The organism is Pseudomonas sp. J452, from assembly GCF_024666525.1.
GTDB lineage: Bacteria > Pseudomonadota > Gammaproteobacteria > Pseudomonadales > Pseudomonadaceae > Aquipseudomonas.
Map to the genome: position 1 here is coordinate 3,566,851 of NZ_CP088294.1, position 22,704 is coordinate 3,589,554.

Annotated in this window: 28 protein-coding genes; 2 read left to right on the forward strand and 26 right to left on the reverse strand. The window is 52.7% G+C overall.

The annotated features are described in order from the left end of the window. The first annotated feature begins 135 nt into the window (after nucleotides 1-135). On the forward strand, nucleotides 136-645 hold the full coding sequence (locus LRS11_RS16145; protein WP_260493925.1) for a hypothetical protein: 510 nt from the start codon (nucleotides 136-138) through the stop codon (nucleotides 643-645). A 311-nt stretch (nucleotides 646-956) separates the two neighbouring features. On the opposite strand, the gene LRS11_RS16150 is transcribed toward LRS11_RS16145, so the two are convergent. From LRS11_RS16150 to LRS11_RS16170, 5 genes are all read right to left on the reverse strand, one after another. Next, the gene (locus tag LRS11_RS16150; protein ID WP_260493926.1) at nucleotides 957-1,577 is read right to left on the reverse strand and encodes a hypothetical protein; all 621 of its coding nucleotides are present in this window, start codon (nucleotides 1,575-1,577) and stop codon (nucleotides 957-959) included. A 79-nt stretch (nucleotides 1,578-1,656) separates the two neighbouring features. Then, the gene (locus tag LRS11_RS16155; protein ID WP_260493927.1) at nucleotides 1,657-3,240 is read right to left on the reverse strand and encodes a triacylglycerol lipase; all 1,584 of its coding nucleotides are present in this window, start codon (nucleotides 3,238-3,240) and stop codon (nucleotides 1,657-1,659) included. Nucleotides 3,241-3,304: 64 nt separating this feature from the next. Beyond that, nucleotides 3,305-4,237, reverse strand: a complete 933-nt coding sequence (locus LRS11_RS16160) for a peptidoglycan-binding protein (RefSeq protein WP_260493928.1) — start codon at nucleotides 4,235-4,237, stop codon at nucleotides 3,305-3,307. A gap of 501 nt (nucleotides 4,238-4,738) precedes the next feature. Further along, the gene (locus LRS11_RS16165; protein ID WP_260493929.1) at nucleotides 4,739-5,011 is read right to left on the reverse strand and encodes a hypothetical protein; all 273 of its coding nucleotides are present in this window, start codon (nucleotides 5,009-5,011) and stop codon (nucleotides 4,739-4,741) included. 465 nt (nucleotides 5,012-5,476) lie between these two features. Beyond that, on the reverse strand, nucleotides 5,477-5,755 hold the full coding sequence (locus LRS11_RS16170) for a peptidylprolyl isomerase (protein WP_260493930.1): 279 nt from the start codon (nucleotides 5,753-5,755) through the stop codon (nucleotides 5,477-5,479). A 146-nt stretch (nucleotides 5,756-5,901) separates the two neighbouring features. On the opposite strand from LRS11_RS16170, the gene LRS11_RS16175 reads away from it, so the two are divergent. Then, entirely contained in the window at nucleotides 5,902-7,125 is a 1,224-nt protein-coding gene (locus LRS11_RS16175; RefSeq protein WP_260493931.1) for a PilT/PilU family type 4a pilus ATPase, read from the forward strand. Between the two features lie 43 nt (nucleotides 7,126-7,168). On the opposite strand, the gene LRS11_RS16180 is transcribed toward LRS11_RS16175, so the two are convergent. From LRS11_RS16180 to LRS11_RS16280, 21 genes are all read right to left on the reverse strand, one after another. Continuing rightward, nucleotides 7,169-7,600: a cupin domain-containing protein gene (locus LRS11_RS16180; RefSeq protein WP_260493932.1), complete on the reverse strand. Its 432-nt coding sequence runs from the start codon at nucleotides 7,598-7,600 to the stop codon at nucleotides 7,169-7,171. A 51-nt stretch (nucleotides 7,601-7,651) separates the two neighbouring features. Next, nucleotides 7,652-8,962 carry a glycoside hydrolase family 3 N-terminal domain-containing protein gene (locus LRS11_RS16185; protein WP_260493933.1) on the reverse strand — a complete coding sequence of 437 codons (1,311 nt, stop codon included), beginning with the start codon at nucleotides 8,960-8,962 and terminating at the stop codon, nucleotides 7,652-7,654. 95 nt (nucleotides 8,963-9,057) lie between these two features. Beyond that, the gene (locus tag LRS11_RS16190; protein ID WP_260493934.1) at nucleotides 9,058-9,504 is read right to left on the reverse strand and encodes a hypothetical protein; all 447 of its coding nucleotides are present in this window, start codon (nucleotides 9,502-9,504) and stop codon (nucleotides 9,058-9,060) included. A gap of 127 nt (nucleotides 9,505-9,631) precedes the next feature. Then, complete coding sequence (locus LRS11_RS16195; RefSeq protein WP_260493935.1) at nucleotides 9,632-10,765, reverse strand: Fic family protein; 1,134 nt, start codon at nucleotides 10,763-10,765, stop codon at nucleotides 9,632-9,634. A gap of 220 nt (nucleotides 10,766-10,985) precedes the next feature. Continuing rightward, entirely contained in the window at nucleotides 10,986-11,276 is a 291-nt protein-coding gene (locus tag LRS11_RS16200; RefSeq protein ID WP_260493936.1) for a type II toxin-antitoxin system RelE/ParE family toxin, read from the reverse strand. After that, nucleotides 11,273-11,545 carry a CopG family ribbon-helix-helix protein gene (locus LRS11_RS16205; RefSeq protein WP_260493937.1) on the reverse strand — a complete coding sequence of 91 codons (273 nt, stop codon included), beginning with the start codon at nucleotides 11,543-11,545 and terminating at the stop codon, nucleotides 11,273-11,275. The genes LRS11_RS16200 and LRS11_RS16205 overlap by 4 nt, the downstream gene beginning before the upstream one ends. A gap of 156 nt (nucleotides 11,546-11,701) precedes the next feature. Further along, complete coding sequence (locus LRS11_RS16210; protein WP_260493938.1) at nucleotides 11,702-12,202, reverse strand: YcxB family protein; 501 nt, start codon at nucleotides 12,200-12,202, stop codon at nucleotides 11,702-11,704. 596 nt (nucleotides 12,203-12,798) lie between these two features. After that, nucleotides 12,799-13,233 (reverse strand): hypothetical protein, encoded by a 435-nt coding sequence (locus LRS11_RS16215; protein WP_260493939.1) that lies wholly within the window; start codon nucleotides 13,231-13,233, stop codon nucleotides 12,799-12,801. Between the two features lie 113 nt (nucleotides 13,234-13,346). Then, the gene (locus LRS11_RS16220) at nucleotides 13,347-13,880 is read right to left on the reverse strand and encodes a hypothetical protein (RefSeq protein ID WP_260493940.1); all 534 of its coding nucleotides are present in this window, start codon (nucleotides 13,878-13,880) and stop codon (nucleotides 13,347-13,349) included. A 154-nt stretch (nucleotides 13,881-14,034) separates the two neighbouring features. Continuing rightward, nucleotides 14,035-14,556 (reverse strand): hypothetical protein, encoded by a 522-nt coding sequence (locus LRS11_RS16225; protein WP_260493941.1) that lies wholly within the window; start codon nucleotides 14,554-14,556, stop codon nucleotides 14,035-14,037. 498 nt (nucleotides 14,557-15,054) lie between these two features. Continuing rightward, on the reverse strand, nucleotides 15,055-15,477 hold the full coding sequence (locus LRS11_RS16230) for a hypothetical protein (RefSeq protein WP_260493942.1): 423 nt from the start codon (nucleotides 15,475-15,477) through the stop codon (nucleotides 15,055-15,057). Between the two features lie 83 nt (nucleotides 15,478-15,560). Further along, nucleotides 15,561-16,148, reverse strand: coding sequence for a hypothetical protein (locus LRS11_RS16235; protein ID WP_260493943.1), 588 nt, complete (start codon nucleotides 16,146-16,148; stop codon nucleotides 15,561-15,563). Nucleotides 16,149-16,768: 620 nt separating this feature from the next. Further along, nucleotides 16,769-17,167 carry a hypothetical protein gene (locus tag LRS11_RS16240; protein WP_260493944.1) on the reverse strand — a complete coding sequence of 133 codons (399 nt, stop codon included), beginning with the start codon at nucleotides 17,165-17,167 and terminating at the stop codon, nucleotides 16,769-16,771. A 141-nt stretch (nucleotides 17,168-17,308) separates the two neighbouring features. Beyond that, nucleotides 17,309-17,743, reverse strand: a complete 435-nt coding sequence (locus LRS11_RS16245) for a DUF1311 domain-containing protein (RefSeq protein ID WP_260493945.1) — start codon at nucleotides 17,741-17,743, stop codon at nucleotides 17,309-17,311. 124 nt (nucleotides 17,744-17,867) lie between these two features. Continuing rightward, nucleotides 17,868-18,419, reverse strand: coding sequence for a hypothetical protein (locus LRS11_RS16250; RefSeq protein WP_260493946.1), 552 nt, complete (start codon nucleotides 18,417-18,419; stop codon nucleotides 17,868-17,870). A gap of 81 nt (nucleotides 18,420-18,500) precedes the next feature. Next, the gene (locus LRS11_RS16255) at nucleotides 18,501-18,974 is read right to left on the reverse strand and encodes a hypothetical protein (RefSeq protein WP_260493947.1); all 474 of its coding nucleotides are present in this window, start codon (nucleotides 18,972-18,974) and stop codon (nucleotides 18,501-18,503) included. 473 nt (nucleotides 18,975-19,447) lie between these two features. Next, entirely contained in the window at nucleotides 19,448-19,816 is a 369-nt protein-coding gene (locus LRS11_RS16260; protein ID WP_260493948.1) for a hypothetical protein, read from the reverse strand. Nucleotides 19,817-19,905: 89 nt separating this feature from the next. Next, on the reverse strand, nucleotides 19,906-20,370 hold the full coding sequence (locus LRS11_RS16265; protein ID WP_260493949.1) for a hypothetical protein: 465 nt from the start codon (nucleotides 20,368-20,370) through the stop codon (nucleotides 19,906-19,908). A 199-nt stretch (nucleotides 20,371-20,569) separates the two neighbouring features. Beyond that, nucleotides 20,570-21,505 carry a hypothetical protein gene (locus LRS11_RS16270; protein WP_260493950.1) on the reverse strand — a complete coding sequence of 312 codons (936 nt, stop codon included), beginning with the start codon at nucleotides 21,503-21,505 and terminating at the stop codon, nucleotides 20,570-20,572. A gap of 85 nt (nucleotides 21,506-21,590) precedes the next feature. Then, nucleotides 21,591-22,064, reverse strand: coding sequence for a hypothetical protein (locus LRS11_RS16275; RefSeq protein ID WP_260493951.1), 474 nt, complete (start codon nucleotides 22,062-22,064; stop codon nucleotides 21,591-21,593). Nucleotides 22,065-22,159: 95 nt separating this feature from the next. Beyond that, nucleotides 22,160-22,522, reverse strand: a complete 363-nt coding sequence (locus tag LRS11_RS16280) for a hypothetical protein (protein WP_260493952.1) — start codon at nucleotides 22,520-22,522, stop codon at nucleotides 22,160-22,162. Nucleotides 22,523-22,704: the final 182 nt, after the last annotated feature.

Genomic DNA, 22,704 nt, shown 5'->3' on the forward strand with positions numbered 1-22,704 from the left:
CTACTCAGCCTGATGACACTGTGTGTTTTTAGCATACCGCCGCGGTAAGGCGGCGCCAGAAGGTTCGGCTGAAGGCGGTTATCATAGAGGTGCGCCAGATAGGCTGGCCCTCGGAAATACCACGCTAGGTACACCATGACTCTCAGCACCACAACGAAAGACTCCCTGCTCACAACCGTCATCAAGGTTGCACTCTTCCTCGCCACCGTATTGAGCGTGGGCGTGGCCATCTACGCTTTGCGCCAGAACGGCTTTGCCTTCGCTCTAGCATACCTGCTGGGCGCGGCCAGCTTGCTGCTGATCTGTGCTGGCCTTTTGTTCAAATCTACAGGTGCGCAGTGTGTGATCGCGTGCATGGGCATTGCACTGGTCTGCACCGGCGTATGGTTTTTCCCTCCGTGGGATGCCGTGCCGCATGACCCCGAGATCACCCACACCTTCACCGCTCCAGGCTACAAGGTGAGCCTCGCCAGCGAGGGCAGCTGCTACTGGTTCAATGGTCAAAACGGCCAGTCCTATCAGTGCGACCTGGTCGTGGAGAAGCTCGTGCCGCAGGAATCCGCCCAGCCGGCCAGTGCGACTCAGGCGGACACCGCGCCGCCTCCACAGGTCACGACTGAGCCCGCGGCAGCCAAGGCGGGCTGACCACAAAGAAGGGCGCTTGAGCGCCCTTTTCTGTACGCCGGAGACCGCGAAGCAATGTGAATGCTTGGCTCGATAATTTTCAAAATTTCGTCGTGGTTTGGAAGAGGTGCTCCTTGTTCGACTTGGAATGCGAGCTTCTGGAAGCTCTTGACTGTAGCGATGGTTCTGCGCCCCATATTCCATCGGCTTCTCCGGGAATGAATTCTTTGGTGACTAGTGCCTCCTGGATTCTTCTTGCCGATATGTTTTCCATTTGCGTCCCCATGGATGAGGGGGGGATGAAAGCACTTCCATGGAAAAAGTCTATTCGGTTACAGTTTAAGTTGTTCGGTTGGAGCGCCTTTGCCATTGGCTTCATCAAGCGCGATTATTCTTATTGAGACTTCAACGTAGTCGTTTCGGTGCTTGTAACTCCGATCAATGTGGTACGGGTTTGGGAGGTCTCTCAGGAATGCGCCTTCAGTCTTGAAAAGTTCATCGTCGCCGTTCGTGGCGAGTTCGCCGGCAACAAATGAGGTTAGCTCTTTAAGTATTGCAACAATTGCTGCTGAGCCGGGGTTTGCAGCGATAATTGCCTTGATTCCAAGGTTGGTGGCTTTGCTTTTTATAACTTTTTTAATTAGTTCTCCGCGCTCTCGCATATCAGCGTCGGATTCCATCATAAGTACTGATATGGCCACGAAGTCGCCTGGGTTCTGTGGGCCATATATCAGATGGCCGTCCCCAAGCATTGTTACAGTTGTGTTTTGGCGAACTTTCGGGAAGGGCATGAAGTTGAAGTTTATTTCTGGGCTTGTTTGTCCGGATCTGTCTATAGCAAAAGAAATTATATATGGCTCGCTGTAGCGTTCGAGAAATGAGTCCGCGTTCTTGAGCAAGGTGAACTCAGGCAGGGTTATGGCGATTTTTGAGTTGTTACGATCAAATGGCATATTATCGGCCTCATTGAAAAAGCGGCGCGTGGTTTGAGATTCTGTCGATCACGACGTGGACTTGCTCTTTCGCATTTCCTTAACTCCAGGGGCGCGCCTCGATACGCAAAGTCCCTGTCACGCCCGGACGTACCTTCTGTTCGATAGGGATGTCGAAGCTCATCCCCGTACCGCCGACCAGCAGCTTACTGTTGGCGGTGATACCGGGCTTGCCTGGATTGGTTTCCTGAAAGCCGTACTTCAGGCTCCAGCCGATAGGTGAATTCGGATCGCGGAATGCTTCGACCAGAATCTGTCGCTGCAGGATGTAGCTGCCCTCATAGTGCCGCTTTAGAAAGAGCGCACCGTCCACCTCGTAGTCGGGCACCATGATTCGCAAATCGAAGGCGAAGCTGACCGATTTCGAAGCTTTCACGCTCTTGTCCGGGTCGAGGAATACCGAGAATAGGTGGGGGCTCTGACGACGATCCGGAAGGCGTATGGCACCGGGTACGCCAGGGAAGAGCTGGTCATAGGTGCGGAAAATCGCCGAGTTCTCCCGCATTTCGCGACGGGTGATCTGCCACTGGCTGCCGCGGATGCTGACTGCCACTTCGAGCTGGTAGGAGGCCTTGACCTGCTTGCCGTCCTTCAGGTGTTTGTCGACCTCGGCGGGCAAGGTGATGTCATCGATGTCCAACACACCATCGATCCGCAGCTTGCCGAACAGGAAACGCGTGAGGTTCTGATAGCCCTCTTCCGAGTTGACGATGCCGTAGTAGCCGGAATGGCTGCGGTGAACGAAAGCACGTGGTGACGTAACGTCTTGCCCGTTGGCGTCAGGGCCGTGGGTCGTGGCGTTTTCGATGCGCACCAGGCCGTCGCTGGCATCGCCTGCCGCCCAGGCCGAGGCGCCAGCGAGGACCCTGTAGTCCTTGGGATTGGTGCCAATCAGGTTGAATATTCGTTCCGGCGGGAAGCCCTGGACGACGGATACGTCAGCGCTGCCCGGCGGTAGGTCCAGGTACCGCGCCATGTGCTGACGGTTGAAATTTTCGATGTCGCCAAAGGGCAACCAGCCCGGCACGTTGCGTACGATGCGCATGTCGATACCATTGTGCGGCGTGGCATAGGTAAACACCTTGTCCACGGCTGCTCGAGCGACGTCAGACCCCAGGCTTCTGTTCTGAAGGAATGCACGGCAGACCAGGCCGCCCATGGAGTGGGCGACCAGATGAACGCGGAAGTTGGCTGCGGTGACGCCATTTTTGATGTTGTCGGGGCTGGCCAGAATCCTCTGCTGGAGCTTGAGGATCAGATCGCTCAGACCTTGGGCGAAATGAGTGATCGGCGGCGTATTGCCGGAACCGAATATATTCGACGCATCGTCGTAATAGCGGTAGATGACCACGCAACGATAGGGAACCTGTTCGTTGGTGTTGTCGAGTTTGTCCAGGCCGTCATGATACAGATCGTCGTACTGGTGCTCACCCATGAGGCGCACCAGCGGCGACTCGAAGTAGAAACGCTGGGTTTCGCCGGTCCAGCCCCTACGCGCACGGGTGGAACCGATATTGAAGCCCATGTAGGGGTCGGAGACGGTGTCTTCGATCTCGCCGGAGGTGGCGGCAAAGCCGCGCACATAAATGATCGGATGGTAAGGGTGCAGTGTCGGGGCAGGCATGCTGGCGCTCCTTGCTGGCGATTAGTGAGCCGCGGCCCCGAGCTGGGCCCGCGGAGGTTCGGCATTAGGCCAGCAGCTGCATGATCAGAGCGGCATCAGCCACTCCGGTCGCCGGCATGCCGTTGGCTTTCTGGTAGTCCTTGAGCCGTGCGGCACTCGTCTGGCCGAACAGGCCGTCAGCCTTGATGTCCGCGCCATGGGTGGATAGACCGAGCTGTACCAGGCGCACGTCAAGGCCTCGTGCCATGGGCGTCTGCAATGCCAGTGGGCGGCTGCCGGGCTGAGGCCCGTCGTAGCAGCCCGGTGGTGCTGCATTCAGGGTGGCTGTGGAAATTTCCAGGCTGCGAACCACCAGCGGCAGATCCAGTCCCCAGTGCCCCAACTCGATCAGCCGGCTGAAGGCCTGAGTGCGATAGACCGTGGCGTGCAGCACCTCGTTGTCGTGGTTGGTGAGCCAATCTTCGCGAGCTTCGACATAGGCTGTAATCCACGCTCGTTCGCCTGCAGCTTTTGGGCTTCCCTTGTGCTGCACGACATGGTCGCGGATGAGCGCCCAGGAACCGTGCACCGTGCTGTCGTAGACCACCGCCAGGCCAAGCGGCGTGGATATATGGAGGTCTTTGGCGGATTTTTCCGCGCGTTGCCAATACTTCTCATCGAAGAACTGATCCTGAGTCTCGCGCATTACCGGGTCGTCGGCGGTGGCGCGCAGGATGTTGTGCAGGAGTCCTGCATGGTCTAAGGAGGTGTCACGGGCCGCCAACCTGGACAGGAAGGAGCTTAGGCGTTCACTGAATCGCGCTCCGGGATTCTGGCAATAGCGCTCGATCAGGTCATGCAGATTGCCCGTGGCCAGGGTGGTTTGCGATCGACCAAAGGTCAGGTGGCCGGAGTCACCCTTGATGACGGTGACATTGCCGTAGTCACCCTGGACACTCCCGGTTTCGAAGATGTTGACGATGGCCTGGGCGGTTCGTTTCTGTAGCGGAGTCAGCATGACTGTTGTCCCTCATGTCCGTCGAGCTCCGCGCAGACGAAGGGGCCCGTCCAAGAGCGAAGCAATGCTGCTGGAGTGCTTGCAACCTGGGATGGCCAGGGCACTTGCCGAGCAGTTCCATGTCTCGCAAGTCCTGGCGAGCAGCCGGATACGACAGCGAGGAAGCCTGAGATGCCCACGGCTGGCTTTCATGAAAAGACGCGCCAAGGGCCGTGTGGGGACTGCCTGGAGGGAATTGTTCGCGAGGATGCCAACCCTGGCGGTTAAAACTTGAACACAACAGCCTCTCCCACATTTCGGTGGCAAGGAGCAGCATCTTGCTCTTGTTCGGAGAGCAACACCCGCTCATCGACACAGGTTTATAGGTTTAGCCGAGAGTTTTGTGCGCGTCTAACCGCACGCGCGTCCGTAAGACGGAGGTTGCTTGCTGGGGAGCCAACGGATTTCGCGAAAAAGCGACGCTCCAGGGCTAAACCCACGCAGGGGAAAGTACCTGGTTGGTCAGGCTATGCCTGCACAGAAGGTATGTGGCAGCTGAGGGTAACGTGTGCCTGACCAGCATGTGGCAGCCAATAGGATATCCGCGTCTTCATCTCCCTTCCAAAACTCGGTGATGCGATTCAACTGGTCATCCGTTGCGGTCAAACCAAAGTCCAGGCTGTCATGCAAAATTATTACTTCGCCAAGCGTTGGATAGATTTTGGTTTGGTACCCAGGATTGAATCTCGGGCGAAGCGGGCTTTTAAAGAGCGTGGCGAACAGGTGCTTCAACATGGCGGATTCCTCGACTTGATATCCCTAAAATGGGGAAGCCAGATTGGTCTGGCATTTCCAGTTTCCAATCATTCTGAAAACTGCAAGTCGAGGTCGAGGGAGGGAACATGATTAGAAATACGTGGGCTCTACTCGCCAGCGAGTCATGCGCGTGCTGTAGACAGAGCCGCCCCTTGGCGGGGCATTGAGAGGGCTGCCGAAGCTGATACCAATTTTGATACCAATCGGTGCGTTCTGCTGAGTTCGAGTGCGTTTAAGAGTGCGCCAAGTGTTTGATTTTCATACTCATCCGTCCTCACCAGAACGCAATCTAAGTTGCATGGTGATGTTAGCGGTAGAAATCACGACTGGAATCCCGGGGAGCGAGGGCGCGGCTGCGCAAAAGGGCGCGATTGTAGCGGTTTAGGGCGGCGAAGGGCAGTCACGTGGGACAGGCGGGATAGTAGAAGCTTCCGCGCAGGTGGCTCAGTCGCGGTAGAACACCTGCACCAGGTGATAGCCGAACTGACTCTTGATCGGGCCATGCACGGTGCGCAGTTCCTTCTTGAAAATCACCTGGTCGATTGGGCGGACCATCTGCCCCGGACGCACCTCGCCCAGGTCGCCGCCTTTCTTGCCCGATGGGCAGGTCGAGTACTTGCGTGCCAGCACATCGAAAGCCTCGCCAGCGGCGATGCGCTTCTTTAGCGCCGCGGCTTCTGCTTCGGTCTTGACCAGAATGTGGCGGGCCATTGCCTTTGCCATGACGGGCTCCTCATTTTTCTCGGGCCGCTATTGTGCCAGCATTTACCGCGCCATCAGAATGGCGCCACTTTTCAGGCTGACAAGTCCCGGAATATCCGGCAAACATGGCCTAACTTGTTAACTCCGCCTTGATGGAAACACGCCCCATGGACCTCTCCGCAATGCTCAAGATCCTGTCCAGTCAGGACGGTTCCGACCTCTATCTGTCCACGGGGGCACCGCCCTGCGCCAAGTTCAATGGCGTACTCAAGCCGCTCAGCGCCGAGCCGCTGAAACCGGGTGAGGTGGCGGCGATTGCCGCCGGTGTGATGGATGCGGAGCAGCGCGCGGACTTCGAGCGTGAGCTGGAGATGAACCTGGCGATTTCCCTGCCCAATATCGGCCGCTTCCGCATCAACATCTTCAAGCAGCGCAATGAAGTGTCGATCGTCGCGCGCAACATCAAGATGGAGATTCCCAAGTTCGAAGACCTCAAACTGCCGGAAGTGCTGCTCAAGACCATCATGGAGAAGCGCGGTCTGGTGCTGTTCGTCGGTGGCACCGGCTCGGGCAAGTCGACCTCCCTGGCAGCGCTGATCGACTACCGCAACCGCAACAGCGGCGGGCACATCATCACCATCGAAGACCCGGTGGAGTACGTGCACCGGCACAAGAAGTCGATCATCAACCAGCGCGAAGTCGGCGTGGATACCCGCAGCTTCCACGCGGCTTTGAAGAATACTCTGCGCCAGGCACCGGACGTGATCCTGATCGGCGAGATCCGCGACCGCGAGACCATGGAGCATGCCCTGGCCTTCGCCGACACCGGCCACCTGGCGATCTCCACCCTGCACGCCAACAACGCCAACCAGGCGCTGGATCGCATCATCAACTTCTTCCCTGAAGAGCGTCGCCCGCAACTGCTCAACGACCTGGGCAACAACCTCAAGGCCTTCGTCTCCCAGCGCCTGGTCAAGACCGTGGACGGCAAGCGCCGCGCGGCGGTCGAGGTGCTGCTGGGCACGCCGACCATTCGCGACCAGATCAAGCGCAACGATTTCTCCGAGATCAAGGAAACCATGGAGAAGTCGAAGAACCTCGGCATGCAGACCTTCGACATGGCGCTGATCGACCTGGTCCACGAAGGCAGCATCGACGAAGAAGAAGCGGTGAAGAACGCCGATTCGGCCAACAACGTGCGCCTCAAGCTCAAGCTGCACCGCGAGAACCCGGCTAACGCCGCCGCCCAGGCTGCCGCAGCGGCCCAGGCTGCTCCCGCACCGGCCGCGCCAAAACCGGCGGCCGATGTAGCGAGCTGGGGCATGGAGTTGAAGCTGGAAGAAATCGAGGAAGAGAACCCGCCGGAAGATCCGGGGCGGCCCGGTATCTGAATCCGGCAATGGCAGGTGCATTGGGCGGCGCTCCAGCCATGTATCAGGGCTGCGCTGGTTGCTTTACCGACAGTGCCTGGCCGACGGCCCCCGCATAGAACACCACCAGCTTGACTGGCACCTGGCCGGTGTTGCGCCCGTTGTGCAGGGTGTTGACTACCTCGGCCAGTGCCTCGCCGGCTTTCAGGTGCTTGACTGCGCCGTCTTTCAGCCGAACCTCCAGCTCGCCCTCCAGCACCATGCCGAATGACGGCAGCGGATGCAGATGCCAGCCCGTCTCGCCACCTACTGCGATCTCGATGAGCATGCCGGTCACCTCGGCTTGTCCCGCGGGGTAGGCCAGCGGCTTGCCGTCCCAGCTGCTCTGGGTCTTCAGCACGGTGGCGACCTTGACGCTATTGTTCTGCTCCAGCGCCATGGCGGGCGGCAGGCAGAGCAGGGCGGCGAGGGCGGCAAGCAGTTTGAGTCGTGGCATGGTGGCTCCTGAAGGGCGGGCTCGTTAGCCCGGTGGGTGGGCGAAGAAGTGCTAGGGCTGTAGGGGCGTCTCGCTCAGCCAGCGTTGCTGTTCGGCAAGCCGCTGGGCGCTGCGCTGCAACTGGTTCCGATCCAGCGCGCCATGCGCATAAGCCTGGCTCAGGCAGTCCAGCAGCGGATAGACCTTCTCATGATCGTAGGACACCAGCAGCAGATCCACGCCGGCATTCAGCGCGCCGACTGCGACTGTGCAAAGCCCGCGGTTGTAGGCCGCCGCCATGGTCAGGTCATCGGTGATCAGCACGCCCTGATGCTGCCATTGGCCGCGCAGCACATCCTCAATCACCCGTGGCGAGGTGGCGACCAGATTGTCGGTATCAATCGTGCTCAACACCACATGACCGAGCATGATCAGCGCGCGAGTCTGGCCAGCGACCTCACGGAAAGGTCGCCAGTCCCGCTGGTTCAGGTCTGCCAGCGGTGCATCCAGATTGGCGGAGAAGTGGTGAGTGTCGGCGCTGACCCTGCCCAGGCCGGGGAAATGCTTGAGCGTGGGCAGCACGCCCTGGCTCTGCAGGCCACGGCTGTAGCCAAGGGCGATGGTGCTGACCGTGCGGGGATCGCTGGCGATGGCCCGTTGGCCAATGCGGCTGTGGAAGTCCAACAGTTGCCCCGGCGTATCCGGCTTGATATCTACCACCGGGCTGAAATTCAGGTTGATCCCCAGCCTGGCCAGTTCGGCACCCTGCACCGCCCCGTACTGCTCGGCACGCAACAGTTGTTGCTCGGCGCTAGGCGAGTCTGCGAGCAGGCTGGCCAGAGGCGCTCGCTGCGGCAGGGGTGGCGACAGATGAGAGACCAGTCCACCTTCCTGATCGCTGGCGATCAGCAGTGCCGGTAGCCCGGCGGCGTCGCGCAGCTGCTGCAGTTCGGCGATTTCAGCCTGCAGTTGCTCAAGGGTTTTCTCCTGCAGATTGCGCCGGGTGACGAAAACCCCGGCGACCATGCCCCGGCCAACCAGCACGCGCAACTCATCGATATCGCTGTAACCCACCAGCAGATGCGCGCCAATCACCCCGGCGCCGCGCAGTTCTCCGGCCTGTACCGCCGCTTTCTGGCGCAGCAGCGTCCACTCGCCATAAGCGCTAAGACCGGCGCTGCCCAGCAGCACGGCCACTCCCAGGATGCCGGACAGGCGTCCCTGGTAGCGTTGGAACAGCAGCGCCAACAGCAGGCACAGGCCGATCAGCAACGCGCTTTCATAAGGGCGCAGCGCCAGCAGATGGGGATCTTTCAAATTCCAGGCCCACACAGCCAGGAGCAGGGTGGCAAGCCAGAGCAGGGTGGAGAGACCTTTGCGCACGCAGGTATTCCTTTACACGACGAAGCGGATTGGCGGGTACCGGTGGCGCCCAGCAGGGCAGTGATACCAGCCTGTGCAACGACTACGGACTGGATTCAGGAACGTTGTTCCAGTGTCGCGGCAGCCGGCTTGATGCCCTTGTTCTGCGGCTCTTCGAACTGCTCATAGCCGAGCCCCGGCGTGGGCGCCTTGCGTACCAGTTTCATGCTGCGGATGTCTTCGATGCGAAACACCATCTCGCCGCTGTTCTGCGGGTCGCGGTAGGTGTAGATCAGGTCGTCATCGCCCCAGTAATGCATGTCCTGCAGGCGCAGGAAACCACTCTGCAGGCGGTTGCTGCTGATCAACTGATAGAGGCTTTTCGAGACTTTGCCGTAGTAATAGAAGGACTCCAGCCCTTCATCTTCTTCCGGCACGTTGAACTGAATGAAGGTCCAGACCTGCTCCTCCTTGGCATTGGCTTCCAGGGCCAGGGTTTCATCTTCGAGCTGGCAACCGGCCAGGGCGAGGGTCAGGGTGAGCAGGAGGAGGGAGGTTTTCATCGCGGGTCCTTGTGATGGCATATGAGTGGCTTGCAGGTGTCGCTCTGTCTCGGGTGTGCTGGGGTGCCTGTGGTGCGTGCGGCGCACCCTATGCGCAGGTTTGTTGTCGGCAGTAGGCCACGATTGTTCATGGCTGTTGCGGCCAGTTGATCTGGTAGCGGGTGCTGCGCCCACCGCCAGGCAGGCGTTGCAGGCAGCCCTTGTCCAGCAAGTCGGTCAAATGGCGAGTGGCGGTGGCCTTGGAAACTTTGGCTACGGCCTGGTACTGGGTGGCGTTGATACCGTTCTCGAAGCCATTGGTGCCGCCGTCGAGCAGACGATTGAGCACCTTGGCCTGTTCGGCGGATAGCGCCTGTTGGCGGTGTTGCTGCCAGAAGCGTGCCTTGCCGAGCAACCGATCGATGCGCACCAGGGCTTGTTGCAGGCTGCGCAGCAGGGTGCGCAGGAACCATTCGAGCCAGGCGCTGATATCCGGCGTGGCCTGCTGGCTGGCTTCGAGGATACGGTAGTAGCCGGCGCGATCATCGAGAATGCTCGCCGACATGGCGTAGAAGCGGATGGCCTGCTGCTCGCCCTGGGCCAGGGCCAGGTCGGTGAGCGTGCGGGTCAGGCGGCCGTTGCCGTCGTCGAAGGGGTGCAGGGTGACGAACCAGAAGTGGACGATGCCGGCGCGCAGCAGCGGGTCGAGGCCGGCATCGCTGCGGCTGCTGGCGAACCAATGCAAAAAGCTGTCGAGCTGAGCTTGCAGACCGGCACGCGGCGGCGCTTCGAAATGTACGGTGGGCTTGTCCAGGCGCCCGGACACCACCTGCATGGGTTCATCGCCGCGCAGGCTGCCGACGCGGATGCGGGCAGGCAGCGGGCTGTCATCGACAGGGAAGAGCAGCTGGTGCCAGTGCAGCAGGCGCTCCAAGGTCAGAGCTTGCTCATGCTGGCGGGTGGCATCCAGCAGCAGTTCGGCCAGGCCTTCGCTGCGCGGGGTGACGCGGCCGTCTTCGGCCAGGCCAAGGCGTCGGGCCAGGGACGAGCGCACCGAGCCGACGTTGAGCAGCTCCCCCTCGATAGCCGAGGAGGTGACGATGTTCTGCAGCAGGGAATCCAGGCTGTTGTGCGCGCTGGCCTCGACATCCACCGCGCCGGCCATGCCGAGCAGTCGCCCCTGCGCCTGGGCGCAGTCGCGCAGCAGCGGTGCCAGGCGTTCGGCCTGCCAGCTGAAGTGCGGCCAGTCAGGGTGTTGCCAGATCCAGTGGGGCATAGACATGGGCTCGGTGGGCAGTGAGCCGAATAAAGATGTTATTCGGCTCATTTTGTGAGCCGATTGTGTGGGTTATTCGGCTCAGCGTCCAGTCTCTGCAGCTCAGCAGCCCGGTTTGACCAGGCCAATGGCATCCACGCGGAAGTTTACGGCGCGCGGGCCGCTAAGCTAAGGGGCCGGCTTTAGCCGGTCCCGAGTGAGCGCAGCGAACGACTTGAACCAGTAGTTAGATGCTTTGCATGCGGTCTTCATAGTGGTGCCATATACGAAGAATCACGACAGTTTCGGTATGGGGGGCATACCGAATTACGTATTTACCGAAAACTGCGTCACGAATAGCTTTGGGGTCTGGAGCTAATTCAACTGCGCGGCCCATTGTTGGGAATAGGCGAAGATTTTCGATGCGGGCAATGAGTTCTGTTGCTACACATGCAGCAGCAAGGGGATCTTTTTCAGCAATGAATGCTCGGAGACGAACCAGATCTGCCACGGATTCTTCTGAGTAGACCAGCTTCATTGGCCCGCCTTCGGTGGTGGTAGTTCATTGGAGCTGCCCCAGCTTTGGAGCCATGTGCTTACTGCCTCACCGGACACGACCTTGCCCTGTGCTACGGACTCCATAGCTTGTAGCGTTTCCTGCCAGCGGTTCTGCTCTAATGTCTGGCGCTCAAAAAATTCTCTAAGTGCTTGATTGATAAGCCAGCTTTTACTCCGCTGAAGCTTTTCGGCCATGGCTCCAAGATTTTCTTCGAGTTCAGGTTGTAGCCGGACGGTTGTGACGCTCATCGGGGTGCCCTCCATACTGTTGACTGCAATGTATTACATGGTATTCAGTGGGGCAAGCGGGCGTTGACGGATGGTGGGCCAAAGCATCTAACGTTTGGTTAAGGGGCCGGCTTTAGCCGGTCCCGAGTGAGCGAAGCGAACGGCTTGAACCACTAGTTAGGTTGCAACACTGACGTTGTTCAGTAACACGCTCTTGAGTTCGTTGACGGGGAAGCCGTTTTCACTAATACGCACTGGAAGTACATGGTATATCTTCGGTGCGATATAGATAATTATGTATTCACTGTTTTCGCGCCATGCATAAATATCTGGCCACATCAGTATTGAGCTTCCGGTTTCTGTTTTAAATGACAGGCCGTCTGCGGTTAACTCAGCACTCATCTGTTTCTGCATTTGCCGATATTTTTTATAGTGCCGTTTTAGAATGAATGGAACGACAAAGGTTTTTAGCAAGAAGGGTAGTGTGACCGCACCTATGGCTGCGCCAATAAAAGCAGAGCCAAGAACAATGTTTCCATTCAGTAGTGATGAAACTCCTGCCAAAACCAGCAAGGTATCGATAACTAGATGGACTATTTTTGTCTTCTTCGTTAGCTCGCCATTTAATTGGGCGCTCTTAACGTAGTCCTGCTCTGAGATTGTGAAAGACACTGACATATTGACTTGTAACCTAACGTTTGGTTAAGGGGCTGCGGAACGCAGTCCCGAGCGAGCGAAGCGAGTGACTTGAACCAGTTGTTAGGCGGAGGTGGGTTGGGTTTTTGAGATTATGTAGTGAGCTCTAAAAGTTGGGAAAAGTAAAATTATGTGTATGGCTTGTGCTTTTAGAGTTGAGAGTATATCCATGCTGTTTGAAATTTGCTCGTCGTATGAGTTATAGGTTGATCGAAAGATATAATCAAGGATCATTAGTGTTAGTGTTGTTCGCCATAGCAGTGTGGGGAATATTCTTGATCGATTTGTGGCGTAAAGTAAGTTGCCAAGAGAGATAAATATATATAAAGATATTGAGAATACAACGTATATTAAGCTGCGGTCTCTATATAGGCTGTCCAGTACGAATAAAACTAAAATAACACCGATAAACACTGAATAGATGAGCATTAGCCATTTTATATCTGGCGATTCGTTAGGGAGCGTGACTGATGACTTTGGTGGGGTGTAAGGATTTAGCATGAGTAAGCCTAACGTTTGGTTAAGGGGCCGGCTTTAGCCGGTCCCGAGTGAGCGAAGCGAGCGACTTGAACCAATTGTTATGTTTTCTTTAGCGCTAAAGTTTCATTGTTGTAATTTAATTTGAGACTATAGCTCTTGAAAGCTTTGCCTGAAGGCTTTAAGGCTAGCGTTCCTGCAAAATTTTCCTTGTTAAGAATTTCGATATTAGCCTCAGGGCCTACCCATGCCATTGCTGATATTTGAAGCTCGTATTTGCCGGTTTGTTTTAAAGCGATGTCAGCAACGCCATCGCACCAGAGGGGTTCAGATGCGATACCGGTTTTCAGCTTCCAAGTAAACAGCCACTCCAGGTCAGAAGCTAGTTCTTCCAGTTTCGTATTTTCTGGATTGCCAAGAAAATAGCTCAGAGTTAATGCTGCGCGGCGCTCTGCTCGGAGAACTCTGCGGCTTAATCTGAGTCTGCTTGAATACAGGTTTTTGAAGTATCTATCAGATTTGAAATCGCTGGTCATTTTTAGGGGCTTCACTAGAAGCTGCTTGAAAACATAACGTTTGGTTAAGGGGCCGGCTTTAGCCGGTCCCGAGTGAGCGAAGCGAGCGACTTGAACCGTTTGTTAGGTGATGCTCATTGCTGAAAGGAGAGCGCCCACTTGCCATTAGCAAATGAGACTTTACCTTTAACTGGCTGGGACGCACAGCACAGCGAATCCTTTGACCAGTCAGGCACAAAGCCGGAGAACATAATTTCGCCGTTTTCAAGATAAAGCTGCTCAAGATGCTTTGGAAAGTCAGAGGGGGTTTGCATAGGCGTAGAGAGTTCGGGCACTACATTTATTTTGTGATAGGCGCCATATTTCATGGTAATTAGCAGTGTTCGCCCCATGGCACTACCGCCCGAGCACCCAACGTCTAAGCCAATTACTGCGACAAAAACTGGTTCTTTTTGAATTTTGTACTTGACCAGATGGCTTGGATTGAAACTAAAAGAGCAACCTATAGCGTTTCCGTAACTTTCAAGCAGGGTTGGTATCGTTTTTTCGGCTGCTAACTGCCCTGCATCCCAAGCTTTTTCTGCTTCTATATCCTTCTGCGACATCTCTGCCCAGCACGGCATGCAAAATAGGATGAGCAAAAGAGCGCGAAGGCTTTGAAGTTCCATCTTTCACCTAACGTTTGGTTAAGGGGCCGGCTTTAGCCGGTCCCGAGTGAGCGAAGCGAACGACTTGAACCGTTTGTTAGGCTTTAGCAACACCTATTATACAAAGCTATAGCCATCGACCTTAAAACTATACGAGTTGCGGCGATCGTAAAATTTACTGCGGATTAATTAGCGAACTAATATTAGATATGTCCGGAAAGTTTTGCTCATGCCAAAATACAACAGTTCCATTCAACAGGTGTGACATGCCATATGTTATAGCCCCTCCACCTCCTGGCCGATAGTGCTCGGATATATCCACAACGCCTGTAACCTGAAAAATATCTGCAGGCTTTTTATTACCTGGCTTGGGAATCCAAATTCCTAGAGATCTTAGATCTTTGAAGTCCGGATATACTTTTGTTCTCTCGAATTCCTCTGCAGGAGGCCCTATCAACTGAACTACTTTCCCACTTACCGCGGAAAAATAATAGCCATCTTCATCTTCTGCAATCGCCTCGTAGGTGCCTTTGAGAAGGCCTCGACAATGTCTTATATCATCAAACATTCCCGCGTCATAGAAAACAACTATATCGTTTTCTATTTTGAATTCTAATGCTTGTGCTGGTTTTTGTAGATTGCTTAAATTTGTACAGCCCGACAAGGCCAAAAACAGGATGATTATGTATTTCCCCATGGATTAAATCCTTAGTGTAATAATTTCAAGGCCTAACGTTTGGTTAAGGGGCTGCGGAACGCAGTCCCGAGCGAGCGAAGCGAGCGGCTTGAACCAGTTGTTAGGCAGCGGGCATCGAGTCGAACGCAGGTAATGAATACCGCACTGTGGCCAACCTGCAATTCTCTTGCAAGCACCTGATTCGTTTTTGCTGGGAACTCAATCCCTACGATATTGAAGGCCGCGCCTAGGCTAGAGCGGGCTAACGGCTTAAAAGCGCAATGATGGCGCGTACATTCTTTTTTTGGGAGCTCATTCATGCAAGCTGTCCGGCCCGTACGATGATCAAGTGTGGAATTTGAAAAGCAGCACATGAGTTAGAGCGGGCTAACGACTGAACAGCAAAATGAAAGACTTCCATGCCCGTACATCCTTTAATTGCTGTTGCCGCCTAACGATTAAGCTAAGGGGCCGGCTTCGCCGGTCCCAGCGAACGGAGTGAGCGCTTTGAGCGCATTGTTATGCGCTTTGCACTGAACTGCTTTGCTTGTGTAGATAAATGCATACGCCTGCTAGAACTACTAGAGCAATTACATAGCCGCCAATTATGACTATTGATGCTGATTGGAAAGCGGATTGAAAAGTGGTGTTCTCTGCTTTCATTATAAAGTAAACAGCTCCGAAGCTGGCGCCAGAAGTTGTGCCACAAGCTAGGGCTCCGGCGTAGCCAAGCAAAATTAACAACTGATTTTTTAGCTTGTTGCTTTTGAAGATTAGTAATGCGGCAAAGAAAAGCCATGAAACAAGTGCTGCGCTAGAGAAAAGTCCAAGATTCATGGCCCAATAATGCAGCTCACGATCTCCCACTGGTGAGGTATAAATGGCCAGTAAGGTCGTGAATGTTGCAATTCCGCCAGTGATGATAAGGTTGGCTGAGCGCATAAATTTCCTTAGTGCATAACGTTTGGTTAAGGGGCGGGCTTTAGCCCGTCCCAGAGAGCGAAGCGAACGGTTTGAACCGCTTGTTAGGCCAGCCGTTGCACACTCAAACTATTTGATAAGACATAAGCGGACATTGTGTCCCGCTTGAGGCTAACCTTTGGGTTAGTGGGGTGTCCATTTGGAGTTTTTTGAGAGGTAGCGTGAAGATGGATCAGAAGGATATCTCCTGGACATCCTGCGTTTTTGTATATTGAATTTATTTCGCAAATTCTTTTTTCAAGGTGGTCATTCTCTTTGTAATAAGGTAGGGATGTAAATATCAAAACCTTGTACTCTGATTGGATGACAAGGAGTTTTGCAAAGTCTTCAAATACATTTCTCTTCAAATATCCTTGAGCTCCACCTCCTTCACCTCCGAGTTCTGACTCCGCCACCAATATAACTTTGAAATCGCCAGCATTAGAGTCTTCGCCAAGTTTGCGTGGATTTCTGGTTGAGACGAAAATATCAACTAAGAACTCTTTCTCTTTGCTCGAAGGCGCAACGAAATAATTACTAAATTCGCTCGCAAAGAACGTCTTTATTTTCTTAGTGATTTCAGGGGTCTTCTCATCGACCTCAGAGGCGATTTCATCGCGAAATTTAGTGAATAGGTCGTTGTATTCAATCACGATTCATCCCTAAGAAGAGTGAGATATTGGGCGGGTGGCCTAACGTTTGGTTAAGGGGCTGCGGAACGCAGTCCCGAGTGAGCGAAGCGAACGACTTGAACCATTTGTTAGGCAGCGGGCATCGAGTCGGACACAGGTAATGAATACCGCACTGTGGCTAACCCGAAACGGCCTTGCAAGCAGCGCATTGGTTTTTGCTGGGAACTCATTGCTGCTATCTGTCCAGGCCGATACGGAGGTACAGGTAGAAGACCTTGGCGCGGTGTGTGGGCGATAGCCAAGAAGAAGGTGCGTCAGGTAAAACGGGGACGCCACCAACTCAAAGCCCTCGCAAAGATCCTGTGAATTTGCCACAAGTGCAGCTATGTGTTGTAGCGCTGCCTTTGTGCACAAAGGTAATAATTGAGCCACACGAGTTACAGCGAGAAGCGCATGTACCAGTTCGTTGGAATTCGTCGCAAGCTTCGATAAACAACTCTCGATCAGGTGCGGACAAGGGCGGCCTCGACTTTAGCCGCGATTCATTGATGGCCATGATTGCTGCCTAACGTTTGGTTAAGGGGCCGGCTTTAGCCGGTCCCGAGTGAGCGAAGCGAACGGCTTGAACCATTTGTTAGCCATTAGACGCGTAGAAGTGCGCCGCAGTACAGAACTGTGCTGCATAAAAACACCTGATTGATCAGGAATCCAATTCCGAAACCTAAAGCACCTGCGGCAAATGCTAGTGCCGGCCTATAGTGCTTTGAAAGCCGACTGATGATGCCCGTGAGTAGTAGGCCAATAGCTGCGCCAGGTAATGAGAATATATGTCCTAGCACCAGTAGGTCGGTTGTGGCTGATGGTGTCCAATTAGCTCGTATGTAAAATCCAAAAGTTAGCGCTGCAGCGAGGATCGCCCCTGAGATAAATAGAGGTTTTGCTTTTACAAGTGCTGCGAGGATAAAAATTCCTAGAAAGACTGACGCGTAGTACCAGTGCCCGATAAAAAGAACATCGCCTTTTGTTAGGGTGATGGTCATGATACCGGCGAGGACCATTGCTGTGATGATTGCGTCCGTGCGTAGTGTCAGATTCATATTAGTGGCTAACGTTTGGTTAAGGGGCTGCGGAACGCAGTCCCGAGCGAGCGAAGCGAGTGGCTTGAACCAGTTGTTATGTGCTCACTGTACGCATGAGTCACAGCCCAGTGTGATACTTTTCAGCTGTTCTATACGGCCTAGATTAAGTTTTGCCGTGCAGGCTTTATAGAATAGGTCAACTTGTGATGTTGGGTCTCGAAATGCGAGCCCAGGTACTGATTGAACTTTGCACTCACTATGCCTGAATGAAGTCCATTTTTCTTGCGCATCATTTAACAGCTCAATATCGCGTTTTACTTTTTCTTGGATGTTTGCAAGAGTTTCGTCTAAGGATTTTTGTGATTCAGTATCAAAGTAAATTATGCATTGGTTTATTGTTATTGTTTCACTAATATCGAAGCACTCGCGCGGCTCCCGGGCGGAATAGAGTCTTCCGTTGCCTATATCTTTTACGTACTCGATTGCGTTGGCATTTAAAGACGTAATAAATAGAGCAAGGACTTTGAGAATTTTCATGGCTAAATCCGTTGTCTGCCAGTGGGTACATAACGTTTGGTTAAGGGGCCGGCTTTAGCCGGTCCCGAGTGAGCGAAGCGAACGGCTTGAACCATTAGTTAGAGATACCCATGGAATATGTTTTTTAATTTTTTTGCTTTTGAATTTTTGCTTTGACGGTGACGCACAGTGCTAGAAAGGCAATTGACGGAACTAGAGTTAGCGAGAGTTTAATAAGAATTTCTATTATGCTTGGTGCTATTGTCGGGTGAAGCCAAAAATCTGTATCGAAGATACTTTTTCCGGATATTTGCCTAAGAATTTCAATTGCGCCTGTTATCGCTAATGTTTGATACGCAAGTTGTGTAGCCCCATAAGCTATTGCAAAAAAATAGTACCTTGAAAAATTATGGCTGTTTCGGGCTGTAAAAAGTATGAATATAAGAATGGCGATGCTGGAAAAAACTCTGAAATAAGCGATTTCGAATGGGATGGCTTTGATGTACATGTAATGAAATATTGAAATTTTAGCTGCTTGTGCTAGTGAGTCATTATGAGTAACAAGTAAGTGGCTGAAGTCTTTTGTCAGCATGTAGGAGGTAGTGATAGATAGTAAAAGTAATAGAATATTTAAGCTTGGAGAGTTTGTTGTTGTGCCGCCGTCTTCATATGTGGGTGTTCTGAATGGGTTGTGCACGAAATATGATCTCTAACGTTTGGTTAAGGGGCCGGCTTTAGCCGGTCCCGAGTGAGCGAAGCGAGCGACTTGAACCATTTGTTAGCGGTGATACCACGTGGCATTTTTGATTTTTCCTGCCGGTGTGTATTTTTTAAGAAGCTCAGCCATTTCTGCTAAATTTTCGTACCCTTCAAAGCGTAAATTGCTGAAAGATTTAGTGGTTAGCAGAAGAGATTTTATATTTCCTTTCGCGCTCTGAATTCTCAGGCTTTCTATATCCGATAACGGCATGCTTACAACGGCGCCTTTGTGCGATATATCGATTTTGTTTTCAGATTCAATGATGGCTACGATCGGGTAGGATGAGTCATTGTTTTTTATGCTTTTATATGCGCCGGGCAAATGCTTTATGAGTAGTAAGGTGATAGTTGCAGCTAATATTTTGTGATAAAAGCTGTCGCTGGCAATAAACATCCAGGCGGCAACTGCAATTATGCCGACCACCAGTAATGCGGCAAGTATGGTTTTTCGTTTGCCGCTACGTTTGTATTTTTCGGATACGTAGAAATTCATATATACCGCTAACGTTTGGTTAAGGGGCCGGCTCTGCCGGTCCCAGAGAGCGAAGCGAACGATTTGAACCACTAGTTAGGCATTTCTGATCGAGCGCGATTTCATGTGTTTGCAAAACCTTGTGCCTCAAGCGAACGCAGAACGCTGCCCATTTTTGAAAACGATGCTAAGCGAAAGCCGAACCGCCGGCATTTTTCAAAATAGCGCTGAACGTGATTCGAGCGCTGCGCGATAAATTGTTAATTTGTGCCTGCCGATTATTCAAGCTTGAAATCCTTTTAAAGCACGAATTGAATTGAATAGTAAAAACGCCTTGCGGTGGAACTGATTAGCGTAAAGCGTGAAAACCCGATAGCGATATTGAAAACGATACAAAACCAACAAAGAAAACTAACGGAGTGGGCCTAACGTTTGGTTAAGGGGCCGGCTTTAGCCGGTCCCTAGTGAGCGAAGCGAACGACTTGAACCACTTGTTAGGCATTTTTCACTGGTGCTGAGCCAGGCCCTGCTTCTAAACCCGAGGGATCTGACATAAGAAGGTCTTCAAAAAGCATAGCCGCCTCATTTGGATCAATTCCAGGATCATCCATTTTGTAGAGAGTGCTAAAAACTGCCTCATAAGACGCCATGCGATAAAGAAGTGAAAGATCGCGCCTTGATGCCCCCAAAGACAATAGTCGCTTCAAAGCTGGACCGACATCTCCGAATGGGCCGTTAGGTTCTTCCTGCGATGCATCAATAGAGTTTTCGATCCACTCTTCCTGCATGGGTGAATTAATAATCTCCCTCCACAGTAGATCTAAGAATTCTTCACGAGATGGATATTCTTCGAAATCGTCCATGTTGTAATAGTCTCGTATGCCTAACGATTAAGCTAAGGGGCCGGCTTTAGCCGGTCCCAGCGAACGAAGTGAGCGCTTTGAGCGCATTGTTAGCTCCCAACTCGCATGATACGGAATCCGAGCATCGACTCTTTCCCTGATATGGTAACTCGGGTGCCTTTATGCCAATTTTTGTCAATGTCTCGATCTTTAATGCAGAGCCCCTTGTCTAGTAGGGATACCGAGGCTTCGCGAAACTTAACCTCAGTGCCGCATTTACTGGATGGATTTATATTATCTACGGAGGAAATTGTTAACTCCTTTTTAACCTCCTCTCCGATAGCAGATGTTGTAAGCGCGGGGATGACTCTATAGAAAGCTTGATAGGCAGCGGACGAGAACACAATTAGTCCGAGCACACCCATAATTTGCTTTTTCAAATTTTGCTGCGGGATACGCCAAGGCCTCATCCCGGCCAAGCATGTGAAGATATAAAATACCGTCGTGTAGTAGAGAAAAAACAGGGCTGCCGCATAAACCCAAAGCGTTTCGCTGGGTATGAACCAAATGTGCATAGAGGGGAATGCTCCAAATCCTATTAGGACTGGAGCAAACAGCAATGCGGTGCTTGTGATTGCTATAATTGAGTTTCGACTAAATTTCATTGGGTGCTAACGTTTGGTTAAGGGGCGGGCTTTAGCCCGTCCCAGTGAGCGAAGCGAGCGATTTGAACCATTTGTTAAGCGCCAACACTCCTTTAGTAAGCTCTTGGGTTTACTGTTGAGGCTTGCCAATATGTAAGACTTCACCAAGCAATAAATATGTATTTAGAAATAATGCTCTGGCTTCCTCGGCAGATACGTCACTATGTACGCCTGTTGATACTCGGTCGTAGAGGTTGGATAGATTTTGCCTGATTTTTGTTTTGCGCGACTTGCTTTCTATATTTTGATGTACGTATGCATTGATTCTATTTTGATGCTTGTTCGCGCCAAGAGTTACGTCGTTACCGCCGATATTAATTGTTTCGTCTCTAGGTGGGAATATAGAGTCTGCAAAGGAATCTATGATTCTGCGGGTAGTTGTTAATGCCTGGCTTATAGACTCTGGATCTCCATCGGCTAGCCGAGACATTACAGATGGAATTTGCTCAAGAACATTTCCGCAGTGAGTTGAGATAAGGGTATCTACGTCTCTCTTATACTTTTCAAAAATTGATTCGGAAAGGTTGTCGAATTCTTTTTCGTAATAGACCTCAGAAACAAAGCTATGGAGCTTTGCTAAGACCCTACTTCGGATGCCGCTAAGAGTGGAAATATAGTTTGAGGTCGCCACAAGTTGCTGGCTGTGCATTTGCATGACTCGAAATGCCCAGTCTCCGCTAGTATCTGGAGTGGTCATTGTTCGGAGTTTTATATTCTCTGACTCAAGGGCGGCCTCATGTTGCGCTAAAGGCCCCCAGTAACCTTTCCCCTCTTTTTTATCTGTCCAGCGCCCAGTGAGCCCCATATATTTTAAGGAAATCTCGTTGGATGAGTTATATCCTTGCATTTCAAGTTTGATCCAGTACTTGACTTCGTCTGAGCCAACCCAGCGAGCTAGTCGTGACGCTTTAAGTAATAAGGATTCAGCTGGAATTCTACTCAGCTCAATATCGTCAAGGAGTTCCTTAGCCAACTCCAAAATATGTTCGGATCTGCTTCGTTCCACGACATTTCCTTTGGGGCTTAACGTTTGGTTAAGGGGCGGGCTTTAGCCCGTCCCAGTGAGCGAAGCGAACGGTTTGAACCAGTTGTTAGCGGTTCTCCGAGAGTTCAACTGCTTTGCCATCACCGAACCCATCATGTATCCATACTTTCGCTGGAACAGCGTAACTCCAACCTCCAGCTTGCCACCAGCACTCAGCAAACCAATGTTTTGTAGTATTGGCTGCTAATGTGAGGCCGTTAAATTCTTCGTCAGAGAAATACCTTTCGTCGAATGGCTCAATATTTTCTAAGCCAACCGAGAGCTCCATGGCTCTGCCTGGAAAAATGGATGGGTCGCTGTGATCTACTTTGTTATTTTCTCCACGGTAGTAAATCCACGCCGTTGGGGTATCAAGACCATCTTCACCAAGAAATATTTGAACCTCTGCATCTTTGACAGAATTTGGTACGGCGATAGAAAAAAGTTTTCTTAGTTCGTCAATAAGGTGTTGCGATGCGCGTTCTAAGCAGCGACGGTAGCGTGCTTGAAATTGTTCTTTATTGAGACCGAATGGAATCATGTGTTGATACCGCTAACGATTAAGCTAAGGGGCCGGCTTCGCCGGTCCCAGCGAACGGAGTGAGCGCTTTGAGCGCATTGTTAGGTTTCCTGGCACTACTGTGATCTGAGTTCAACCTCAACTCCCTGTGCGGACAACTTTGTCTTGATGTCATGGAAGCTCTTAAACCATTCGTTAGCGGCAAGGTTCCTTGCCTCATGCAGTGCAAGTGCGAATGAATCTTCCTCTGTGGACGTACCGGCTACCAATTCATAAGTGCCGGACTGGACCAAACTTACGAGGCCGAAGAGTTTGCGTTTCAGATTGGGCGAGGAGAACCTCGGCTCCAGGTAAGTCCCGGATTCATCGTAGAAATGGACAACACCAGCTTCAACGTCAACCCCTTCATATTCCCGAATGGCATCCTCGGCGGTTGCATAGATTTCGAGCGTTCCGTCCTCTTCGAATGCAAAGATCACAGCCGATTCTCCCGAAGGAAACCTAACGTTTGGTTAAGGGGCTGCGGAACGCAGTCCCGAACGAGCGAAGCGAGTGACTTGAACCAGTTGTTAGGCAGCGGGCATCGAGTCGGACGCAGGTAATGAATACCGCACTGTGGACAACCCGCAATTCTCTTGCAAGCGACTGTTTCTTTCTGGAC